Genomic DNA, 20,907 nt, shown 5'->3' with positions numbered 1-20,907 from the left:
GCGGCGACCATGCGACAATCGGGCTATGTTTTTAGTCGCTGCACGCGGGCTGCTAGCCCATGCTTTTCCTATCCTGATTGCCCAGTTGTCTTCCATTGGCATGATGGTGGTCGATACGGTGGTGCTGGGTCATGTCAGTCCGATCGACCTGGCCGCTGTCGCAATCGGCGGGGGAATTTATATTTCACTCGTTTTTGCCCTGGTCGGTATCCTGCAGGCCGTTGCGCCGGTCGTCGCACATCTGCATGGTGCAAAGCGGGATGGCGAAGTGGCTGCCGTGCTGCAGCAAGGGTTTTGGCTAGCCTTGTTGCTGGCGGTGCCCGGCGTACTTTTCCTTCTTCATCCGGGCGGTGCTCTGGCCATGGCGGAAATGGATCCCGCGGTCGACCTCAAGGTTCGGCAATATTTGGCATTGCTGGCCTGGGGCTTGCCGGCCGCGCTTTGCTATCGAACGTTCTACGCTTTTTGCAATGCACTGGGGAAACCGCGAGTCCTGATGGGGATCGGTTTGTACAGCCTGGTCTTGCACGCCTTGCTGGCTTGGGGGCTTGCGCAGCAAGGGTGGTTTGGCGAGCCGCTCGGAGTGGCGGGTTGTGCCTTGTCGAACGTGCTGATTGCCTGGTTGGCATGCCTGTGCGGTGCCGCCTATCTTCACTTCGGCCCTCTGGGGGTGCGTTACCGGCCCTTCGCCGATTGGCAGAAACCGCGTCTGGCAGCTTGGCGCGAGTTATTGCACCTTGGCGTTCCAATGGGGTTGTCCAATCTGGTTGAAATTACGGCATTTACGCTGGTCAGTCTCTTTGTCGCGGCGCAGGGCGCAACGGTTGTCGCCGGCCACCGAATCATTGCCAATCTTTCAGCGCTGACTTATATGCTGCCGCTTTCGCTGGCGATTGCAACAATGGCGACGGTAGGCCAGGCGGTCGGGGCGCGCAACTGGGCTTTGGCGCATCAGGTGACTCGGGTCGGCATGATCCTGGGGGCGGTCTTTTCGCTGCTGGTCAGCATTCTGTTGTGGCTGACCATCGAACCCTTGCTGGCCGTCTATACGGACGATGACGCTGTGCGTGCCGTGGCGCGCGGCCTGATCGTCTTTCTCGCGGTCTACCAGATTTTTGATGCCATTCAGACGATTGCCGGGCATGTTTTGCGAGCTTACCGGGTGACCTTCGTCCCGATGTTGGTCCAGACCTTCTGCTTTTGGGGCGTCGGCCTGCTGGGCGGCAACTGGCTGTGCTATTACGGACCTCGGCCGATGGGTGTGGCCGGTTTCTGGCTGGCATCGGTGCTGAGCCTTGTCGTTGCCGCCGGCTTGCTTTTGCCGTTGATGAAAAAGGCCATGGAAGCTGCAGGGAGGTCTCCGTAATTATGAATTTTGGACTGCAATAATTTTTGCTGTATGTGGTAACATTTTGGGCTGAAGTCCGTATAACCGGGCGGGGCTAGGGGGGACTTTGGCCACTGCTCATTGCTCGCAACTCAACTAAACGCAAGGAAAGCGCATGAAAATTCACGAATATCAGGGCAAACAACTCCTGAAGAAATTCGGCGTTACGGTTCCGCGCGGGATTCACTGCACGACCGTCGATGACGCAGTCAAGGCAGCCGAAACCCTGGGCGGCAAGGTATGGGTCGTCAAGGCTCAGATCCACGCTGGTGGCCGTGGCAAGGGCGGTGGCGTCAAGGTCGCAACCTCGCTGGAAAAAGTGCGCGAATACGCCGGCCAGATCCTCGGCATGCAGCTGATCACGCACCAGACCGGTCCGGAAGGCCAGAAGGTTCGTCACCTGCTGATCGAAGAAGGCGCCGACATCCAGCACGAATACTACGTTGCAGCATTGACCGATCGTGCTACCCAGTCCGTCGCAATCATGGCCTCCTACGAAGGCGGCATGGACATCGAAGAAGTGGCCCACAACACGCCGGAAAAGATCGTCAAGGTCTTCGTCAATCCGCTGGTTGGCCTGACCGATGCACAAGGTCTTGAGCTGGCCAAGGGCATGGGCATGCTGGAAGCTTCGATTCCGCAATGTATCGACACGCTGAAGAAGCTGTACACCTGCTACATGGAAACGGATGCTTCGCTGGCCGAAATCAATCCGCTGATCCACGAAGCCGATGGCACCGTCAAGGCGATTGATGCCAAGTTCAACTTCGACTCCAACGCCCTGTACCGTCAGGAAGAAATCGTCGCCATGCGCGACCTGGACGAAGAAGATGCCGACGAAATCGAAGCTTCCAAGTTCGATCTGGCTTACATCTCGCTCGACGGCAACATCGGCTGTCTGGTGAATGGTGCCGGTCTGGCCATGGCCACGATGGACACCATCAAGCTGTTCGGCGCCGAGCCGGCCAACTTCCTCGACGTCGGTGGCGGTGCCACGACCGAGAAGGTCACCGAAGCTTTCAAGATCATGCTCAAGAACACCAAGGTCAAGGGCATTCTGGTCAACATCTTCGGCGGCATCATGAAGTGCGACACTATTGCAGCTGGCGTTGTCGCTGCTGCCAAGGAAGTGAACCTGTCCGTGCCGCTCGTCGTGCGCATGAAGGGTACCAACGAAGACATGGGCAAGCAGATCCTCAAGGATTCCGGTCTGCCGATCATCTCTGCCGATTCCATGGCTGAAGCCGCCACCAAGATCGTTGCTGCGGTCAAGTAAGGAGCTATTGAATGTCCATTTTCATCAATAAAAACACCCGCATCATCACCCAGGGCATCACCGGCAAGACCGGCCAGTTTCACACGGAAAAGTGCCAGGAATACGCGAACGGCAAGGAATGTTTCGTTGCCGGCGTGAACCCGAAGAAGGCCGGCGAGTCGATCTTCAACATTCCTATTTACGCCTCCGTCAAGGAAGCTGCTGCCGAAACCGGCGCTACCGTTTCCGTGATCTACGTGCCGCCCCCGGGTGCTGCCGCCGCGATCTGGGAAGCTGTTGAAGCCGATCTGGATCTGGCCATCTGTATCACCGAAGGCATCCCTGTTCGCGACATGCTGATCCTGCGCAACAAGATGAAGGAAAAGGAAGCCAAGGGCGGCAAGAAAACCCTGCTGCTCGGGCCGAACTGCCCTGGTCTGATCACCCCGGACGAAGTGAAGATCGGCATCATGCCGGGTCACATCCACCGCAAGGGGCGTATCGGCGTCGTTTCCCGTTCCGGCACCCTGACGTATGAAGCCGTTGGCCAGTTGACCGAAATCGGTCTGGGTCAGTCTTCTGCCGTCGGTATCGGTGGCGATCCGATCAACGGTCTGAAGCACATCGACGTCATGAAGGCTTTCAACGACGATCCGGATACCGACGCTGTCATCATGATCGGCGAAATCGGTGGTCCTGACGAAGCCGAAGCTGCCATGTGGTGCAAGGAAAACATGAAGAAGCCGGTCGTCGGCTTCATCGCTGGTGTTACGGCTCCGGCCGGCAAGCGCATGGGCCACGCTGGCGCCTTGATCTCCGGTGGTGCCGACACGGCTGATGCCAAGTTGGCGATCATGGAAGAGTGCGGTTTCAAGGTCACCAAGAACCCGTCCGAAATGGCCAAGCTGCTCAAGGCTATGCTGTAAAATTCGAGCTTAGCTCAACCAAAAAGGCGGGCCTAGTGCCCGCCTTTTTTTCGCCCGATACTTATGGAATTTGACCTCTCTTCTGCTGCATTCTGGATCGCTGTCGGCCAGATTATCCTGATCGATATTGTTCTTTCCGGCGACAACGCTGTCGTGATCGCCCTGGCTTGCCGTAGTTTGGCGCCGGAGCAGCGCAAGAAAGGCATTTTCTGGGGCGTTGCCGGTGCGGTGATTCTGCGCGTCATCCTGACTGTCTTTGCTGCCTTGGTCATGAACTTGGCATGGCTCAAGTTCGTCGGCGCATTGTTGCTGACCTGGATCGCCATCAAGTTGATCTTGCCGGAAGAGGATGACGGACCCGATATCAAGCCGTCATCGCATCTGTTGGGTGCCGTCAAAACGATTATCGTGGCCGATTTCGTGATGAGCCTGGATAACGTGATTGCCGTGGCCGGCGCTGCGCATGGCAGCCTGGCTTTGCTGCTCTTTGGCCTGGCCGTCAGCATTCCACTGATCGTCTGGTCCAGCCAGCTGATCCTGCACTGGATGGAACGCTGGCCCTCGATCGTCATGCTGGGCGCTGGGCTGCTCGGTTATGTGGCCGGGCAAATGCTGCTGACCGATCCCGGCTTGCTGGCGCTTCTGCCGCCCTTGCCCGCCTGGGCACCCAAGGCAGCCGGTGCTGTCGGGGCCTTGGTGGTGGTGGGGGGCGGACGTTGGCTGGAGCGGCGCATACTGGCTCGCCAGGATCTGACCATCGTTTGAGATGAAATGCCATGGCCCTGTTCCTTTCCGAAAATGATGTAAAACAGCTGTTGACCGTGGAAATGGCCCTTGAGGGGGTCGAGTCGGCGCATCATGACCTGTCCATGGGGCGGGCCCAAGACACACCGCGGGCGCGCAGTCGTTTGCCCCAGACCGTGCTGCACATGCTGCAGGGGGCTTTGCCGGCGCAGGGCGTTCTCGGTTACAAGGCGTACACCAGTAACCGGAGCGGCAACCGATTTCTGGTTCATCTGTTCGATGCGGCCTCCGGGCGTTTGCGGGCGGTGATCGAGGCGGATTATCTCGGCATGATGCGTACCGGGGCTGCCAGCGGATTGGCTGCCAGGCTGCTGGCTCGGCCGGATGCTTCGGTGGCTGGTGTTTTCGGTGCCGGCTGGCAGGCCGAGGGGCATGTCAGGGCTATTTGCGCCGCTTTGCCGCTGCACTTGGTCAAGGTTCATGCGCGCAAGGCAGACAAGCTGCACGCTTTTTGCGAACGAATGACGGCACAAACCGGCGTCAATGTCGTGCCCGTTGCCTCGGCAGAGGCACTTGTGCGCGGAAGCGATCTACTGGGGGCCGTGACCACCGCGGCTCAACCCTTGTTGGCTGCCGAGTGGCTTGAGGCCGGCGTCCATATCAATGCCGCTGGCTCGAACTCGCTGATTCGGCAGGAACTGGATGAAGCCACTATCCGGCGCTGCGACCTGATTGCTGTCGATGCTGTGCCAACGGCGCTGGCCGAGGCGGGCGATTTGCTACCGCTGCTTGAGAAAGGGCGCTTGCATGCCCGGCAACTGATCGAACTGGGCGATATTCTCGTCGGGCGTCAGGCCGGACGTACTGCGCCAGAGCAAATCACGCTATTTGAATCGCAGGGCATGGCGATCCAGGATCTGGCCATTGCCTTGCGTGTTTTGAATGCTGCGGAGTTGCAGGGGCTGGGACAAGCATTGCCGTATTAAGCGGCGTTTGACCTCGTGCGTGCATGGCGCAAGAATGAGGTCCGCAGAAAGTCGGCATGAATCGGCAGTCACAATGGATGGGGCGAATGGCAAAAGCAGCTTTCTGGAAGTCCGACTGGTTTCTCGGCATGGCAATCAGCCTGCTGATGCTCGTTGCTGGTGGGACCGATCTCCTGCAGAGCCTGGAGCGCAAGGCGTACGACATGGGCGTGCAGATGGCGCAGCGCAGCCCTTCTGACCGTATCGCGGTTATTGCGATTGATGATTACAGCATCGCCAATCTCGGGCGCTGGCCGTGGCCCCGCGATCTGCATGCCAAGCTGACCGACCAGTTGCGTACGGCCCCCGCCAAACTGGTTGCCAACACCATTTTTTTCTCCGAACCGCAAATTGACCCCGGTTACAGTTACGTCACCCGGCTGATCGAGCTGGTCAACCAAAGTGTCGCCGAAGGGACTGCGCCGACGCCGGAAATCGAACAGATCGCGGCGCTGTTGACCGAGGCTGAACAGGCGCTGAATACCGATCGCAAACTGGCGGAAAGCTATCAACAGGCGGGCAATGTCCTGTTGCCCTTGCTGTTCCGTTTGGGTGAGGCACAGGGGAGAGCTGACAAGGTCTTGCCGGATTTCGTCTTGAAGAATCGTCTTGCGACGATTGGCCAGGGACCGGGTAGTGTGCTCCAGGCGGGGCAAATACAAATTCCTGTTGAGCCGCTTGGGCTGCAGGCGGTGGCGCTGGGGCATCTCAATGCCAGCCCGGATATCGACGGTGCGGTGCGTACCGAGGCCTTGGTGCTCAATTATTTCGACCAGTATTTTCCTTCGCTGGCGCTGATGATCGCTGCTCGTAGCCTGAATCTCGGGCCGGAGGATATCAAGGTACTGCCTGGCAAAGAGGTTCGTCTCGGCAAACTGCGTATCGCCACGGATTTGACGAGCCAGATGAATACTTTCTTCTACAAGGAACGCGACGGTCGACCGCCGTTTCAGATCGATTCTTTCTACGATGTCCTGACCGGAAAAATTCCGGCCAGCAAATACGCCGGCAAGATCGTACTGGTTGGCGCTACGGCCGCCGGTGTCGGTGCTACCCAGGTGACCCCGGTTTCGCCGACCATGGCGCCGGTGATGATCGTGGCGCATTCCGTGTCGAGCATCCTGCAGGAGCATTTTTTCGTGACGCCGGCCTGGGGCGGTTGGGCCAGCTTGGGCGTATTCGTGCTGATGGCCTTGTATGTCACCTTGCTGTTGCCCCGTCTGTCGGCCGGTAAAGGCGCCTTGCTGACTTCCGTCTTGTTGTTTGTTTTGTTTGCTGCGCACTTCCAGATGATGGTGCTTTCCGGCTTGTGGATACAGCTGATGTGGGCCGCTTCGCTGCTGGTGATCGGCCATTTGTTGCTGACCACCAAGCGCTTCCTGGTGACTGAGCGGGGCAAGGAAAAGTCGGATATCGAATCCGGTGAGTCGAACCGCATGCTGGGGCTTGCTTTTCAGGGGCAGGGCCAGCTCGATATGGCTTTCGACAAGTTCCGCAAGTGCCCGATGGATGAAGGGCTGATGGAGAACATGTATAACCTGGCACTGGATTACGAGCGCAAGCGCCAGTTCAACAAGGCCGAGGCGGTGTTTCAATACCTGATCGGGTTCAATCCGAAGTTTCGCGACCTGACGACCCGCCTCAAGGTCGCCCGCCAGATGTCCGAAACCGTGATGCTGGCCGGCGGCCGGGGCCAAACGGCAACGGGAACGCTGATGCTGGGTGATACGGTTCTCGAAAAGCCGATGCTGGGCCGTTACCAAATTGAAAAAGAGCTCGGCAAAGGTGCCATGGGGGTGGTGTACCAGGGGCGCGATCCGAAAATCAATCGGGTGGTGGCCATCAAGACGATGGCCCTGGCCCAGGAATTCGACGAGGATGAGCTGGCCGACGTCAAACAGCGTTTTTTCCGTGAAGCTGAAACAGCCGGGCGCCTGAATCACCAGAATATCGTCACGATGTACGATGCCGGCGAGGAACAGGATCTGGCCTACATTGCGATGGAGTTTCTCAAGGGGCGCGATTTGATGCCCTACACCAAGACTTCGGCCTTGCTGCCGTTGCCGGCGACCTTGTCGATTATGGCCCAGGTCGCCGATGCCCTCGATTACGCGCATGCTCAGCAGGTGGTGCACCGCGATATCAAACCTGCCAACATTATGTACGAAGTGGCTTCGGATCAAGTCAAGGTGACGGATTTCGGCATTGCCCGGATTACCGATTCATCACGGACCAAGACCGGGATGGTGCTGGGCACGCCCTCCTATATGTCGCCGGAGCAACTGGCCGGCAAGAAAATCGATGGCCGTTCGGATATTTTTTCGCTCGGCGTTACGCTGTACCAGTTGTGCTGCGGTCAACTGCCTTTTTCCGGTGATTCTCTGGCTCAATTGATGTACAAGATTGCCAACGAAACCCAAACCGATATCCTGACGATCAATCCAGCCCTGCCGCAGGCGCTCGTCGATGTCATCAACAAGGCGCTGGACAAAAACGTTGTCCAGCGTTATCAACGAGCTGCCGATGTGGCAACTGATTTGCGATCCTGTCTTGCAGCGTTGATTGCGCTACCCGCCGGACGGACTGAGGAATGAACGCTATGAATCTTGCAGTAGGCCTGGAGATGGTGACGCAAACCCATCCGGGCAAGATCAGAACCCATAACGAAGATGCATTGTATGCCGATGCAGCACTGGGGCTGGCCATCCTGGCGGATGGCATGGGGGGCTACCGGGCGGGTGAGGTGGCCAGCGGTATGGCGGTCAGCCAGATGGCCACTAATTTTGCCAGCCTGATTCCTGCTTTCGAGGCCAAGCACGAAGCGATTGACGATGCGCGCGCCAATCTGCACCTGATCGACGAAGTCATTGCTGCCAACTCGGCCATCCATCTCGCCGCCAGGAACCAGCCGCGCTGTGCCGGTATGGGCACGACCCTGGTTGCCGCGCTGTTTTATGGTGACCGGATGAGCTCCGTGCACGTCGGCGACTCGCGACTTTATCGGCTGCGTGGCGAACACTTGGAGCAACTGACGCGCGATCACTCGCTGATTCAGGAGCAAATCGACAGCGGTTTGATTTCCCCGGAAGAAGCCAGGCAGTCGAATAACAAGAACCTGGTGACGCGGGCGCTGGGGGTCGATCCTTCCGTTGAGCCGGAGGTCAATAGTTTCGACGTCCAGACCGGTGATGTTTTCCTGCTTTGCTCCGATGGCCTGAACGACATGGTCGAGGATGAAGATATCGCCCGTTTGCTGAGTCAGTCGGATGATCTGACCCGAACCGCCGACGAACTGGTCAGGATGGCTAACGATAATGGTGGCTGGGATAATATTTCGGTCATTCTGGTCAAGGTGGCGGCTGATAATTCCACGACCCAGGGACGCTGGCACAAGCTGCGTAACTGGCTCAAGTGATGTGACGAGAACAACATGGCAAAACTGATTCTTTCGATGGACGGGCTGGTGCTCAAGGAAATCGTGCTCAACAAGGAGCGCCTGACGATCGGGCGCAAACCGAGCAATGACATTCAGATCGACAATCTGGCAATTTCCGGCGAACACGCTGCGGTAGTCACCATCCTCAACGATTCCTTTCTGGAAGACCTGAACAGTACCAACGGTACATTGGTCAATGGTCAGCCGGTGAAGAAGTATTTCCTGCGCAATAACGACGTGGTTGAGCTCGGTAAATACAAGCTCAAATACATGACCGACATGTCCACCAGCGCAAGCAGCGATATCGACAAGGCGGCCATGCGTCGTTCGGGCGGGCGGGCCGACCTGCTGATGTCGCCGACGGATTCGCCGGCGCGTTCAAATGTCGGGGCTGCACCGGCAACGCCACAGGCTCCCCATGTGGTGGCCGGCTTCATCCAGCTCCTGAGTGGCGTGAATGCCGGCAAGGAACTGGAGCTGACCAAGACCCTGACGACACTCGGCAAACCCGGCCTGCAGGTGGCGGTCATCGCCAAGCGGCCCAACGGGTATTTCATTACGCACGTAGAAGGTACGCAGTTTCCGGTGGTCAATGGCATTCAGCTCGACGCTCAGGCGCGTGCTCTTTGCGACCATGATGTGATTGAAATTGCCGGCATCAAGATGGAATTCTTCTTCAAGTCATGACCGGCTGAGTTACTCGGGGGCGCCATGAAAAAGCATCTCGTCCGCTTCATTCTCGGCGCCCTGTGTGTGCTGCTCTTGCTCGGCCATGTGGCACACGTCTGGCAATTGCCATTTGTCACCGCGCTGGATGCCTATCTCTACGATGCACGCCTGAGGCTTTCGATGCAGGACGGTATCGATGAGCGCATCGTCATCGTCGACATCGATGAAAAAAGCCTGGCTGAACTCGGGCGCTGGCCTTGGTCGCGCAAGACAGTGGCCGATCTGGTGCAACGCTTGACCGATGATTACCAGGTGTCGGTGATCGGCTTCGACGTGGTGTTCGCTGAGCCGGATGATAGTTCCGGCTTGAAGGTGCTAGACCAGATCGGTCGTCAGGAACTCAAGAGCGACGCAGCTTATCAGCGGGTGTTGCAGACTTATCGGCCACAGCTTGATTTCGACCGCATGTTTGCCGAGATCCTGCGTGGCCGTCCTGTCGTGCTGGGCTATTACTTTTCCGACAAGACCACGCATCAACTGGCCGGTGCCTTGCCACCGCCGGTTTTCAAGGCGGACAGCTTGCAGGGCAGGGATATCGATTTCATCCGGCGAGTTGGTTTCGGCGGTAATTTGCCCATTCTGCAAAGTGCGGCAGCCAGTGGCGGTCATTTCAATCCGGACGTTGATTTTGACGGCGTTGTCCGGCGAGTGCCGATGGTGGTCGAGTATGAAGGGGCGTATTACGAGTCGCTCTCGCTGGCCGTGCTGCGGACCCAGATCGGACGCACTGAACTGCACCCGGTTATTGAAAGCGATGGCGACGCCGATTTTATCGAAGCCCTGAACGTCGTCAGCGACGGCCTGCAAATCCGGATTCCGGTCGATCAGCATGTTTCTGCGCTGGTGCCGTATCGTGGTGCCGAACGCAGCTTTCCTTACCTTTCCGCGGTCGACGTGCTGAATGGGCGGATTTCCAAAGCGCAGTTGAATGGCCGCATCGTCCTGGTGGGTACTTCAGCCCCCGGCCTCAACGATTTGCGCTCGACGCCGGTTGGGGCTGCCTATCCCGGTGTTGAGGTGCATGCCAACCTGATTGCCGGCATGCTTGATGGTGCGATCAAGGAAGCTCCCGGCTTCCTGCTCGGATTTGAAGTGCTGCAACTGCTGGCATTCGGGGCATTGCTGGTTTTTCTGCTACCGCTTCTTTCTCCTTTTCGGGCCACTTTGCTGGCGCTGCTTACCTTGGGGGGGATCATCGGGATCAACCTCTGGTTGTGGACCTCGGCCAATTTTGTCCAGCCTTTGGCGGCCGGGGTTTTACTGACAGCGTTGCTCTACGCCTTGAACATGTCGTGGGGCTATTTCGTCGAATCACGCACCAAGCGCCAGTTCGCCGAATTGTTCGGCCAGTACGTGCCGCCGGAACTGGTCGATGAAATGGCGCGCAATCCGGAAAGCTACAGCATGGAGGGGCGCAACGAGGAATTGACCGTGCTCTTCGCCGATATCCGCAGTTTCACCAGCATTTCCGAAGGGCTGGACCCGAAGGAGCTGACACATCTGATGAATGATTATCTCGGGGCGATGACCGATGTCATTCGGTCCAACCGGGGAACGCTCGACAAATATATCGGCGATGCGATCATGGCTTTCTGGGGGGCGCCGGTCAAGGATTCGGAAAATGCCCGTCATGCGGTGTTGACCGCGCTGGCCATGCAGCAACAGCTGAAAGCGCTGGCCGAACCGTTCCGGGCGCGTAACTGGCCGGAACTTCACATCGGTATCGGGATCAATACCGGCATGATGACCGTGGGCGATATGGGCTCGTCGGTCCGCAAGGCTTACACCGTGATGGGCGATGCCGTGAACCTGGCTTCCCGGCTCGAAGGCATCACCAAGGAATACGGGGTTGGTATCGTGGCCGGCGAGCTTACCCGGCAGCAAGTCACCGACATCAGCTTCCGCGAGCTTGACCGGGTGCGGGTGAAAGGCAAGGATGAGCCGGTTGCCATCTATGAGCCGCTGGGTCCGACGACCGAGTTGTCGGCGGCCGTACTCGATGAATTACAGCAATGGCAGCACGCATTGCGCCTCTATCGTGGGAAGGATTGGGATCAGGCCGAACTGCAGCTTTACAACTTGCGGCGACAGGCTCCGGATTGTCGCCTTTATGTTCTCTACACAGAGCGTGTCGCCACCCTGCGGGCCAATCCGCCCGGGGAAAACTGGGATGGCGTCACCACTTTCCAGACAAAATAGTCATGAAACTGCGCATTCTCGGTTGTAGCGGCGGTATCGGCGGACGGAGTCAGCGCACCACGGCGATGCTGCTCGATCAGGACATCCTGATCGATGCCGGCACCGGAGCCGCCGATCTGTCGATTGCCGAACTTTCGATGATCGACCACGTTTTCCTGACCCACAGCCACCTCGATCATATTGCGTCATTGCCGCTGATGATCGATACCGTGGCTGACCGGCGCAACAAGCCGCTGGTGGTTTATGGCACGGAGGCCGTGCTGACTATTTTGCGCAATCATATTTTCAACTGGGCCATCTGGCCGGATTTCTCCGAAATTCCCACGCCGGAAGCCCCGTTCATGCGTTTCCAAAGCATCGAGCGCGGCCAGACGATCGATCTTGGCGGACGGCAGATTACCGCCTTGCCTGCCGAACATACCGTCCCGGCGGTCGGCTATCGTCTCGATTCCGGTGAGGCCAGTCTTGTGTTTTCAGGCGATACAGGGGTTTGCGATGCTTTCTGGCGTGTCGTCAATCGCATTCCCAATCTGCGTCACCTGATCATCGAGTGCGCTTTCTCCAATCGCGAGCAACAGTTGGCGCTGGTTTCCAAGCATCTTTGTCCGAATATGCTGGCGACCGAACTGCAAAAGCTGGAGCGTGAATGTGAAATCCACATCACGCATCTCAAACCGGGCCAGATCGAACTGACCATGGAAGAAATCGAAACCTGCCTCGGTGACTTCAAACCAAAAATGTTGCAAAACAACCAGTTGATCGAGTTCTGATATGGAACTGAATCTCCGCACGCTGAGCCGACTTGAGCCGATCTGCGGTTTGTCGTCGGCCCGCCTGGAAGAGTTGGTCCGCTTGTGTGTGCCGGAAACCCATGCGCGTGGCAGCGACCCCTTGCGCGATATCGGCGTGGGGGCGCACCTCGTTTTTTTGCTGGCCGGCGAGCTGAAAATTGTCCTGCTCGATGGCAGCATGCGCGTGCTGGTCGGCGGTTGCGATATTGCCAACTGGCCGATCGGCTACAAGACTGTGTTGCCGCTGAGCAGCAAGGCCATTACCGACGTCACGCTGTTGCGCATTGATTTTGAACTGCTCGACATCATGATGACCTGGGATGACCTGTCTGCTGCGGTCGACCCGGCTCCCGCGCCGGAATGGGGCAAAATGACCGGTGCTTTCAGCGCCCAGGCCTTGACTGCCGGTGCCTTGGCCCAGTTGCCGCCGGCCCACATCCACGAATTGCTGCAGCGTTTCGAGCGCATCGTTGTGCGCCGGGGGGCTTCGGTCATCAAGGAGGGCGAACCGGGTGATTATTACTATCTGATTGAGAGCGGGCGCTGCGAAGTGTTCAAACGCGTCGGCGGCGCGGATGTTCGGCTGGCCGAATTCAAGGCCGGGGATGCTTTTGGTGAAGAAGCCCTGGTTTCAGACTCCCTGCGCAATGCTTCGGTGGTGATGAAAACGGATGGCGTGCTGTTTCGTCTGGCCAAACCCGATTTTCTCGCCTTGCTGCGCACCCCCTTGCTGCATGCGCTTGGCCGACCGGCAGCCGATGCCAAAGTTGCGGCCGGCGCTTGCTGGCTGGATGTGCGTTACGCCGCCGAGTTCGCCGAAAATGGCTTGCCTGGCGCGGTCAACCTGCCCTTGAGCGAAATTCGCTCGGCTTTTGGCCTGCTTGATCCATCGCGTGAATACATTGTTTATTGCCGTTCCGGGCGGCGCAGTTCGGCTGCAGCCTTCCTGCTTGCCCAGCGCGGCTTCAAGGCTTTCTGGTTGCAGGATGGCTTGCTCGGGAGCGGCACATGAGTGCCGTTACGTACAGGCTGTCAGCAGCCAATCAGGGGTAGTCATGGAAACCATTCAGGATCTTTTTCGCCGGCTCGAACAACTCAACGATATCGGGGCATCGCTTTCAAATGAACGCGATATCAACCTGTTGCTTGAGAAAATTCTCCTCGCCGCCAAGGCCATCACCCGCGCCGATGGCGGTACGCTGTATTTGCTGGCAGAGGATGGCCAGTCGCTGCATTTCGAAATTGTCCGGACCGATTCCCTGAATATTGCCTTCGGTGGCAGTAGCGGCCAATCGACCTCCGGCAAGTTTCCCGATTTGCCGCTCTACAACCCGGATGGCTCACCGAACAACTCCCTGGTTGCCGCGTATGCTGCGATTCACGGTAAAACGGTGAATATTTCCGATGCCTATACCGCACAAGGCTTCGATTTTTCGGGAACGCGCAAATTCGACGAGCGCACCGGCTATCGCTCGCAATCCTTTCTCACCGTGCCGATGAAAAACCATGAAGGTGAAATCATCGGCGTGCTGCAACTGATCAATGCGCTCAAGACGGGCAGTGGCGAGGTGACCGAGTTTTCGCAGGCCGACCAGCGGCTGGCCGAGTCGCTGGCCTCGCAGGCAGCGATTGCGCTGACCAATCGCCAGTTGGTCGAGCAGCTGGAAACGCTGTTCGAGTCATTCATCAAGCTGATCAATCTGGCCATCGACGAAAAGTCGGCCCACACCGGCGGTCATTGCCAGCGCGTCCCCGAACTGACCATGCTGCTGGCCGATGCGGTCGATGCCACGACGGAAGGCCCGCTTGCCGACTTCAAGCTGACCGACAAGGACAGGTACGAGCTGCGTATCGCGGCGCTGATGCATGATTGTGGCAAGGTGACGACGCCGGTTCATGTCGTCGACAAGGCAACCAAGTTGCAAACGATTTACGACCGGATCGATCTGATCGATACGCGTTTCGAGATCGTCAAGCGTGATGCCGAAGTCCGCCAATGGCGCCAGATCGCGGGCGGCCAGGAAGCGGTTGAAGCCGAGCGTGTTTTTCTCGATTTTTGCCGTGAATGCGATGTCGACCGCGACTTTTTGCGCCAGGCCAATATCGGTGGCGAACGGATGAGCGATGAGGCGATCGAACGGGTCAAGGCGATGGCCGGCAAGTACCGCTGGACCAATCCGGCGGGCATCGAAACCGATTTCCTGTCAGCGGACGAACTCGACAACCTGACCATTCGCGCCGGCACGCTGACCCAGAATGAACGTGAAATCATCAACCACCACATCGTCGCGACGATCCGCATGCTGGAACAACTGCCCTGGCCGAAACATCTGCGCAATGTGCCGGAATACGCTGGCGGCCACCACGAGCGGATGGATGGCAAGGGTTATCCTAAAGGCCTGAAGCGTGACGAAATGAGCTGGCAGGCCCGGATGATGGGTATTTCTGACATTTTCGAAGCGTTGACCGCGAAAGACCGCCCCTACAAGGAAGCCATGAAACTCACCCAGGCGCTGGGCATCATGGAAAACTTCAAGAAAGGCGGCCATATCGACCCGGACCTGTTCGATGTCTTTGTCCGGGGCGAGGTGTTCAGGACGTATGCTGCCAGCTATTTGCTGGATGAGCAGGTGGATTGCTGAAGAACTGCCTCAAAAGGTTATGCTGATGTGACGTTTTTTGTCAGCCATTTGGCCTCGGTTCACGCTTTTGTTTTTTGGTTTTCTTCCAGCTTGTTGAAAAGAAAGCCATTTCATTTTTTATGGCTCAGCGCTTTTTCCCTGGCATGGAAAGTGATTAAGGTTTAGCAGCGGTTTTTCCCGCCTTTTGCAAACAAAGGAGATTCAAATGAAGCGTGTTCAACAAGGTTTTACCCTGATCGAACTGATGATCGTTGTCGCCATCGTCGGCATTCTGGCCGCCGTTGCCCTGCCGCAATATCAGGACTATGTCATCCGAGCCAAGCTGTCCAAGGTTGCGACTGCTGCTGATCCGATCAAGACAGCCCTTGCCCTGGTTGCTCAGGAGCAGGGCGTTTCTGCTGGTGGTACGATTGCTTTGGGGTCGGATAATGCATGGCGGACAATTGGTTTGTCCGATACGCCAACCCCGACGACTGAAGTTGGTACATATGCGATGACTGCTGCTGGCGTACTGACATTGACGATGCAGGGTATCGGTACTGGGTTTAATGGTCAAACGGTGCAGTACACCCCCGCAGTGGGCAGTACTGCCCTTACTTGGACTGTGGCATGCAACTACAATGGTACTTCGAATTCGGTCAAGGCTAACTATCTCAAGGTTCTGGGCTGTGTAATCAATTAAAGTAATTGAGGTTGTTGGTATCTGAAGCCCTCCGTTCGGAGGGCTTTTTACATTTTTATCGCGTGGAAAATCGGGCTTCTAGCAGTACTTTTGCCCCATTGTGGCCATAAGCAATGGCTTGCTTAAGCATTTCTTCTGCCGCCAGGTTTTGTTTTTGGGTTAATAGCAGTAGTGCTCGTTTGAAATAGATCTGCCCCAATGCTGTACGAGCTGTCGTCACCTTTTCAGCCTGATCAAGATCAGCTGCAGCTTGTACCGGATCATTCATCGCTGCGTGAACGTTGGCGAGGCCAATGTAGCCTTCATAGCTCTCGGGGTGGTTGGCGACGACCTGTTGCATGTCCGATAACGCCTCGGCGTATTTGCCTTGCTTCAGGTATTGATGGCCGCGGTTGTAAAAAATGCGCTCAGCACCGGGGAGTGTCGGATTGGTCAGCTTCTCTGCCGCATCAACCCAGATGCTTAGCTCGCTTCGCATGCTTTTGAGGCGGTCGATTGCCAAGGGAAAAAGCAGCAGCGGAACGAGCAGCATGGCCGATGCCACCCTTGTTGACAGGCGTAGCATGCCGAGCGCGGCAGCCAGTGAAAAAACGATTCCGGGGGCCCAGATATAGCTGCGGTACAAGACAAAAGGTTCTTGTAGCCTGAATGTGGAAAATTCGGTCAAGTACAGCGTCCCGGTGTAGAGCAGGCCAAAGCCTGCGAGGGCAGGCAGGCCACGCTTGCTTAACAGGAAACAAGCCCCGCCGATCAACAGCAGAAAGGCGGAAAGCTGCAAGATGATTCCGATGGGTGACAGATTGTTCGCAAAGTCCACGCGCATATCGATCGACATTGATCCAGGATTTGGAATCAGCCACGCGATCAGATACTTGAAAAACAGCCCGGCCTGTCCGATGGCGCTCAGTAGCCACTGTCCGCTGGCCGAGTGCGTCAATGCAAGCTCAGGCAAACTTGCCGCCGAACTTGCGCCGGCAGGCTCGTAGGCGCCGATCAGACCTTTCAGGCAGAGCAGGATATAAATACTGGTACAGCTGGATAGGCCCAGAAATAGCCCCGTCTTGAGCAGTTTCTGGTGGCGTGGCGCAGTTTGCAGAAATGTGCTGAGTGCGATGGCGATGGGCAGCATGATGGCATGCTCTTTTGAGAAAACAGCCAGAGAGTAGAACAGTGCGGCGGTTATCTGATCTGACACTGCTTGCCGGCGATATGAGCGCAAGTGAAAGAAGAAGGCCCATAGCCCGAAAAAAGTCGCCAGCAGGATGGTGCGCTGTGCAAGGTAGCCAGCACCATAGGTGGCGACTGGATGCAGTGCGAAAAAGAGCGACAGGGTGGTTGCTGTCAGTAGGGTGTTTGTCGGTGGCGTTTCGCGGTCGACTAGTCGCAACAGGTCAAAAACAAGGCGTCCGAGCAATAGGGCATTGGCGATGTGAATGCCGATGCTGACCAAGCGGTTGATTTCCAGGCTTTTCCAGATTGTTTCAACAAATCCGAGGGTGAATAAGGGAAAAGTCCGGGGATAGGGGTTAAACGGTACCAGGGCCAGATCATAGATTGAGTGATGGCCGTTAAACAGGTTGTAGTCGTCAAAGATCAGGGGGTTGCCAATAAACGGGTAGTAGAGGGCAAACGTCGACAAGGCAATCAGAGTTGCCGCAAGGAGCGGATATTTGTATTTCATGAGCTGGGGCTTGTTTCTATGGTTTTTTCTGCGTCAGCCAGAGATCGATTGATTCGCCGAGTTGATGGCCAAGCAAGGTGTGTCTGCCTGCCATCCAGCCGTGCACCGGCCCGGCAGGCCGTTTGGGCAGTGAGCTGTCGATTAATGACTGGGCAGTGGACAAGTCATTGAGCAAGCCCAACTCATCTTGCAATTGCGCCAATGCAGCAAGATAGGCTGGCAAGCGTTTTGCTTGAAGAAGTGGCGTCAAAAACTCAAGGGTGTAACGCAATCTCTTGAGCGCAATGCGCAATTGATGTCGTTCCTCTGGCGAAAAGGTACAGTGCCGAGCGGCTTGTTTTTGTGCCTGCCGGGCGTAACGCGACAGTTGTTGATGGGCGAAATCGCCGATCGGAAGTGGCAGCGTGTCCTTCAAGGCATAAATTGCTGCCGTAAATTCAACCATCAGGCGCGGGTATTCGCGAACCGCCAGGAGTTTGATGACCGATTGCCGGGCCTGTTTGGCTCTGCGACGAGCTTCGGTACGCAGGCGGCGAATGTCGCCATGTTCCGGAAAGGCGGCCTGAATCGGGGGGAGTGTTTCTTCAAGAAAAACATCCCAGTTGCGAGCTTCGCCCAAGGCGCTGGCTAGCGTGCGCCAAGTTTGTCCATAGGTGCTGACAAATTCCGGTGGCAAAACTGGTGAAAACAGTTTGATGGCGGAGCGCAGGCGGCGCAAGGCGACACGGGCCTGGTGAATGAATTCCGGATCGCTGCTGAGGTGCAATCCCTCTTCATTGCGCTGGAAGTGTTCGAGGCAGCCCAAGGCGATGCAGCGGAAGGCTTCGACCGGCTGCATGTCGGCAGAGATTCCGGCCGGTTTTGCCTTGAATGGTTTGAGCGGCTCATCGTTGAACAGGTTGTAGCCACGCTCGGCTTTGCTGGCAATGGCCGGGCTGAGTTCGAGTTTGTCCTGGAGCTTTCGGGTCAGTTTGAAAATGTCGTCGATGTCGCCCGAAAGCAACTCCAGCTCTATTTCACAAATCCGGCTTTTCCTTCCCCGGCTTTCGATGGTGCCGCGATCCAGCGCCAATTCGATCAGGGAGTGCCCGAAGGGTACGTGCCAGATTTGCCGTCTGAAATCTGTCGTGAAAACAGCGGACATTTTGGGGCGGGCTGTTTCGAGAAGATCGCGCATGCTGGGTTCGTCGACATGGCTGAAGTCGAAAACGCCGGGAAGGGCCGGCGTTTCCCATTCGCTGCGAACGGCCAGTCCTCCGCTGGCAGGTTCAGCCGACTTTACGGTGAGCAGCCATTGTTCGCCCTTCTTGCGAAAGCGCATCGCTATGCGTTTGGCGTGTAGGGCCAATTCGGGCGTGTCGTAGTAAGTGTTCAGCAGGTGCTGCTTTTGTACGGCAAGCGGAAGTAGCAGGGGGTGCGATGCCAGTTTTTTGGCTGACTTGGCGGTGAGTTGCAGTTTCAGTTCAATTTCGGTGCTCATTTAGTTTGCCGGATTCGTTTTACGTGGCACAGCGGGACCGGTTGCACCATCAAAGCCCAGTTCTGGCAGGGCGGCCAGTTCTCCCGCGCTTTGGACGTTTTCGGCAATGACAGTCAGCCCGATATTGTGGGCAATGCTGCACAGTCCTTTGAGGAATGCCTGGTTTCCGGCCTGGGTATCAATGGCGCGAATGAAGCTGCCATCGACCTTCAGGTAATCCAGGCCGATATCGTGCAGGCGTCCGATTTCACTGAATTGCCGGCCGAAGTGTTCGATGCCAAGGCGGCAGCCGAGTGGACGGATTGCTTCGCAGAAGGCGCGGAATTCAGCAAAATGCTGGAAGGCACCGACTTCGGCAACTTCCAGCCAGAGGCGCGGAGCGAGCTCTTTCTTGTCGGCAATCATGGCTTGCAGGCGATCACGGAAAGAAGCGACCAGAATTGACTCGCCAGAGAGGTTGACCGCGACAGCCGGGATGCCGGCTGCAATACGCTCAAGCGCCAGCCGGGTTGCGGCAAGGTCGAGCTCTGTCGTGAGCGAGAGGCGAGAGGCCATCGGCATGAAGCTGCCAGCCGCCAGCCATTCTCCGTTCTCGCTGGCCTGCAGGCGCAGCGGGCATTCGAGGTGCATGATGTCCCCCCCGTTGTTGGCAACGGGGAATTCGATCAAGCGCAAACGCTGGGTCTGGATGGCCGACTCCAGCACTTTTTTCCAGTCGGCGCTGGAGGTCGCATGTTGTTCACAGCCACTTTCGGCGGAGCACCAAGCCAGCCCGCTTTGGTTTTCTGCCGAAGCCAGCGCGGTATCAAGACTGGAGAGCAGGGCACCGATGCCTTGTCCGTGTTGATAGACCCCGCTGGCGACATAGCCGACTCGCTCGCTGTCGATCAACCCGGCCGAAACCAGATCGCGCAGACCAGTAAGCATGCTTTCCGCTTGTTGGGCCGGGTTTTGGATGCCGGGCAACAGCAGGGCGAAATCGGCACCATTCAGGCGCGCAGCAGCGCCGCCGCTGGTGTTGCTGGCGAGCGTTGCGATGAGGGCTCCCGTCCGGCGCAAAAGCTCATCGGCAGCTTCGCGGCCGGCTCGTTTGTTGATGCCTGCCAGGTCGCCAAGACGGAGCATCAGCAAGCTGCCGTTCGGGCTGGCATCGTCGTCATTGAGTGCCGCATGCAGCTGGTTCATGAAAAAAGCACGGTTGGCCAAGCCGGTCAGGCCATCTTGCGTTGCTTCGCGTCTGACTTGCTCCAGGCGGGCGGCTTCTTCGGCAAAAATGGTTTTCAGTCGGTCGACCATGGCATTCATGGCGCTGGCAACGCTTTTCAATTCGGGGGTGGAGGGTTCCGGAATGTTGACGAAACGGCGTTCGCTGATCGCCTGTGCCTGTCCGACGACCGCATCGAGGGGGCGCTTGATCCGGCGCAAGATCTGCATGCCGAGAAAGCCCATGAAGCCGCCACCGATAATGAACCAGACAATCAGGTGCCAGGCGCCATCCCAGAGTTCCTTGTAGGCAAACTGGCTGTGACTGACGAGTTCGACCGTACCAAACTGCGTCCAGCCGGAAGAAACCTGGGCCTGGCCTGCTTGTGATTTGATGGGGAAAACGCGGATAAACCATGCCGGAACATCGCCGGCCATCGGCGGGCTTGATTTTTCGATCATCAATTTGCCATCCGGGCCGACCAGGCGGACGTGCTCGTACTGGCCGCTGTCGAAGACAGCGGCAACCTGCAGTTCGACGGTTACCGGATCCTTGTCGAGTTGCGACATCGACAGCGCCAGGGAGGAGGCATTGTCATTGTTCTTGATGGCTAGTTGCTGCTCAAGATAATGACGTGCTGTCAGCATGCTCACCACAAAGCTGCCCGCAAAAGCGATGATGGTGCTGGCAATGACGGCAAGCCAGAGTTGTCGGAAAAGGGACATG

At 57.4% G+C, this 20,907-nt stretch carries 16 protein-coding genes; 13 read left to right on the top strand and 3 right to left on the bottom strand.

Features of this window, described 5'->3' with window-relative positions:
• Positions 1–25: 25 nt before the first annotated feature.
• From KI614_RS12680 to KI614_RS12615, 13 genes are all read left to right on the top strand, one after another.
• Positions 26–1,366, top strand: a complete 1,341-nt coding sequence (locus KI614_RS12680) for an MATE family efflux transporter (RefSeq protein WP_226406060.1) — start codon at positions 26–28, stop codon at positions 1,364–1,366.
• A 136-nt stretch (positions 1,367–1,502) separates the two neighbouring features.
• Complete coding sequence (gene sucC, locus KI614_RS12675) at positions 1,503–2,663, top strand: ADP-forming succinate--CoA ligase subunit beta (protein WP_226406059.1); 1,161 nt, start codon at positions 1,503–1,505, stop codon at positions 2,661–2,663.
• A gap of 11 nt (positions 2,664–2,674) precedes the next feature.
• Positions 2,675–3,568, top strand: coding sequence for a succinate--CoA ligase subunit alpha (sucD, locus tag KI614_RS12670; RefSeq protein WP_203467393.1), 894 nt, complete (start codon positions 2,675–2,677; stop codon positions 3,566–3,568).
• A gap of 63 nt (positions 3,569–3,631) precedes the next feature.
• The gene (locus KI614_RS12665) at positions 3,632–4,333 is read left to right on the top strand and encodes a TerC family protein (RefSeq protein WP_226406058.1); all 702 of its coding nucleotides are present in this window, start codon (positions 3,632–3,634) and stop codon (positions 4,331–4,333) included.
• 11 nt (positions 4,334–4,344) lie between these two features.
• The gene (locus KI614_RS12660) at positions 4,345–5,298 is read left to right on the top strand and encodes an ornithine cyclodeaminase family protein (protein ID WP_226406057.1); all 954 of its coding nucleotides are present in this window, start codon (positions 4,345–4,347) and stop codon (positions 5,296–5,298) included.
• An 86-nt stretch (positions 5,299–5,384) separates the two neighbouring features.
• Positions 5,385–7,931 carry a CHASE2 domain-containing serine/threonine-protein kinase gene (locus KI614_RS12655; RefSeq protein ID WP_226406056.1) on the top strand — a complete coding sequence of 849 codons (2,547 nt, stop codon included), beginning with the start codon at positions 5,385–5,387 and terminating at the stop codon, positions 7,929–7,931.
• A 5-nt stretch (positions 7,932–7,936) separates the two neighbouring features.
• A complete protein-coding gene (locus tag KI614_RS12650) occupies positions 7,937–8,752 on the top strand; it encodes a Stp1/IreP family PP2C-type Ser/Thr phosphatase (RefSeq protein ID WP_226406055.1) in 816 nt (271 codons plus the stop codon).
• Between the two features lie 15 nt (positions 8,753–8,767).
• Entirely contained in the window at positions 8,768–9,460 is a 693-nt protein-coding gene (locus tag KI614_RS12645) for an FHA domain-containing protein (protein ID WP_226406054.1), read from the top strand.
• Between the two features lie 24 nt (positions 9,461–9,484).
• Complete coding sequence (locus tag KI614_RS12640) at positions 9,485–11,701, top strand: CHASE2 domain-containing protein (protein WP_226406053.1); 2,217 nt, start codon at positions 9,485–9,487, stop codon at positions 11,699–11,701.
• 2 nt (positions 11,702–11,703) lie between these two features.
• Positions 11,704–12,471: a 3',5'-cyclic-nucleotide phosphodiesterase gene (locus tag KI614_RS12635; RefSeq protein ID WP_203467386.1), complete on the top strand. Its 768-nt coding sequence runs from the start codon at positions 11,704–11,706 to the stop codon at positions 12,469–12,471.
• Between the two features lies 1 nt (position 12,472).
• Entirely contained in the window at positions 12,473–13,504 is a 1,032-nt protein-coding gene (locus KI614_RS12630; protein WP_226406052.1) for a cyclic nucleotide-binding domain-containing protein, read from the top strand.
• A 43-nt stretch (positions 13,505–13,547) separates the two neighbouring features.
• Complete coding sequence (locus KI614_RS12625) at positions 13,548–15,134, top strand: HD family phosphohydrolase (protein ID WP_226406051.1); 1,587 nt, start codon at positions 13,548–13,550, stop codon at positions 15,132–15,134.
• A gap of 205 nt (positions 15,135–15,339) precedes the next feature.
• Positions 15,340–15,816: a pilin gene (locus KI614_RS12615; RefSeq protein WP_264178068.1), complete on the top strand. Its 477-nt coding sequence runs from the start codon at positions 15,340–15,342 to the stop codon at positions 15,814–15,816.
• A 55-nt stretch (positions 15,817–15,871) separates the two neighbouring features.
• Here KI614_RS12615 and KI614_RS12610 read toward each other — a convergent pair whose 3' ends face one another.
• Genes KI614_RS12610 through KI614_RS12600 form a run of 3 tightly spaced genes read right to left on the bottom strand, consistent with a single transcriptional unit; the run spans position 15,872 to position 20,906 of the window.
• The gene (locus KI614_RS12610) at positions 15,872–17,497 is read right to left on the bottom strand and encodes a tetratricopeptide repeat protein (protein ID WP_226406050.1); all 1,626 of its coding nucleotides are present in this window, start codon (positions 17,495–17,497) and stop codon (positions 15,872–15,874) included.
• A gap of 16 nt (positions 17,498–17,513) precedes the next feature.
• Positions 17,514–18,977: a CYTH and CHAD domain-containing protein gene (locus KI614_RS12605; protein ID WP_226406049.1), complete on the bottom strand. Its 1,464-nt coding sequence runs from the start codon at positions 18,975–18,977 to the stop codon at positions 17,514–17,516.
• A complete protein-coding gene (locus KI614_RS12600) occupies positions 18,978–20,906 on the bottom strand; it encodes a LapD/MoxY N-terminal periplasmic domain-containing protein (protein ID WP_226406048.1) in 1,929 nt (642 codons plus the stop codon).
• Position 20,907 lies beyond the last annotated feature (1 nt).

This window comes from Dechloromonas denitrificans, from assembly GCF_020510665.1.
Classification (GTDB): domain Bacteria; phylum Pseudomonadota; class Gammaproteobacteria; order Burkholderiales; family Rhodocyclaceae; genus Azonexus; species Azonexus denitrificans_B.
The sequence above is the reverse complement of the archived record's forward strand: the minus strand, read 5'-3'. Positions and strand labels throughout refer to the sequence as shown.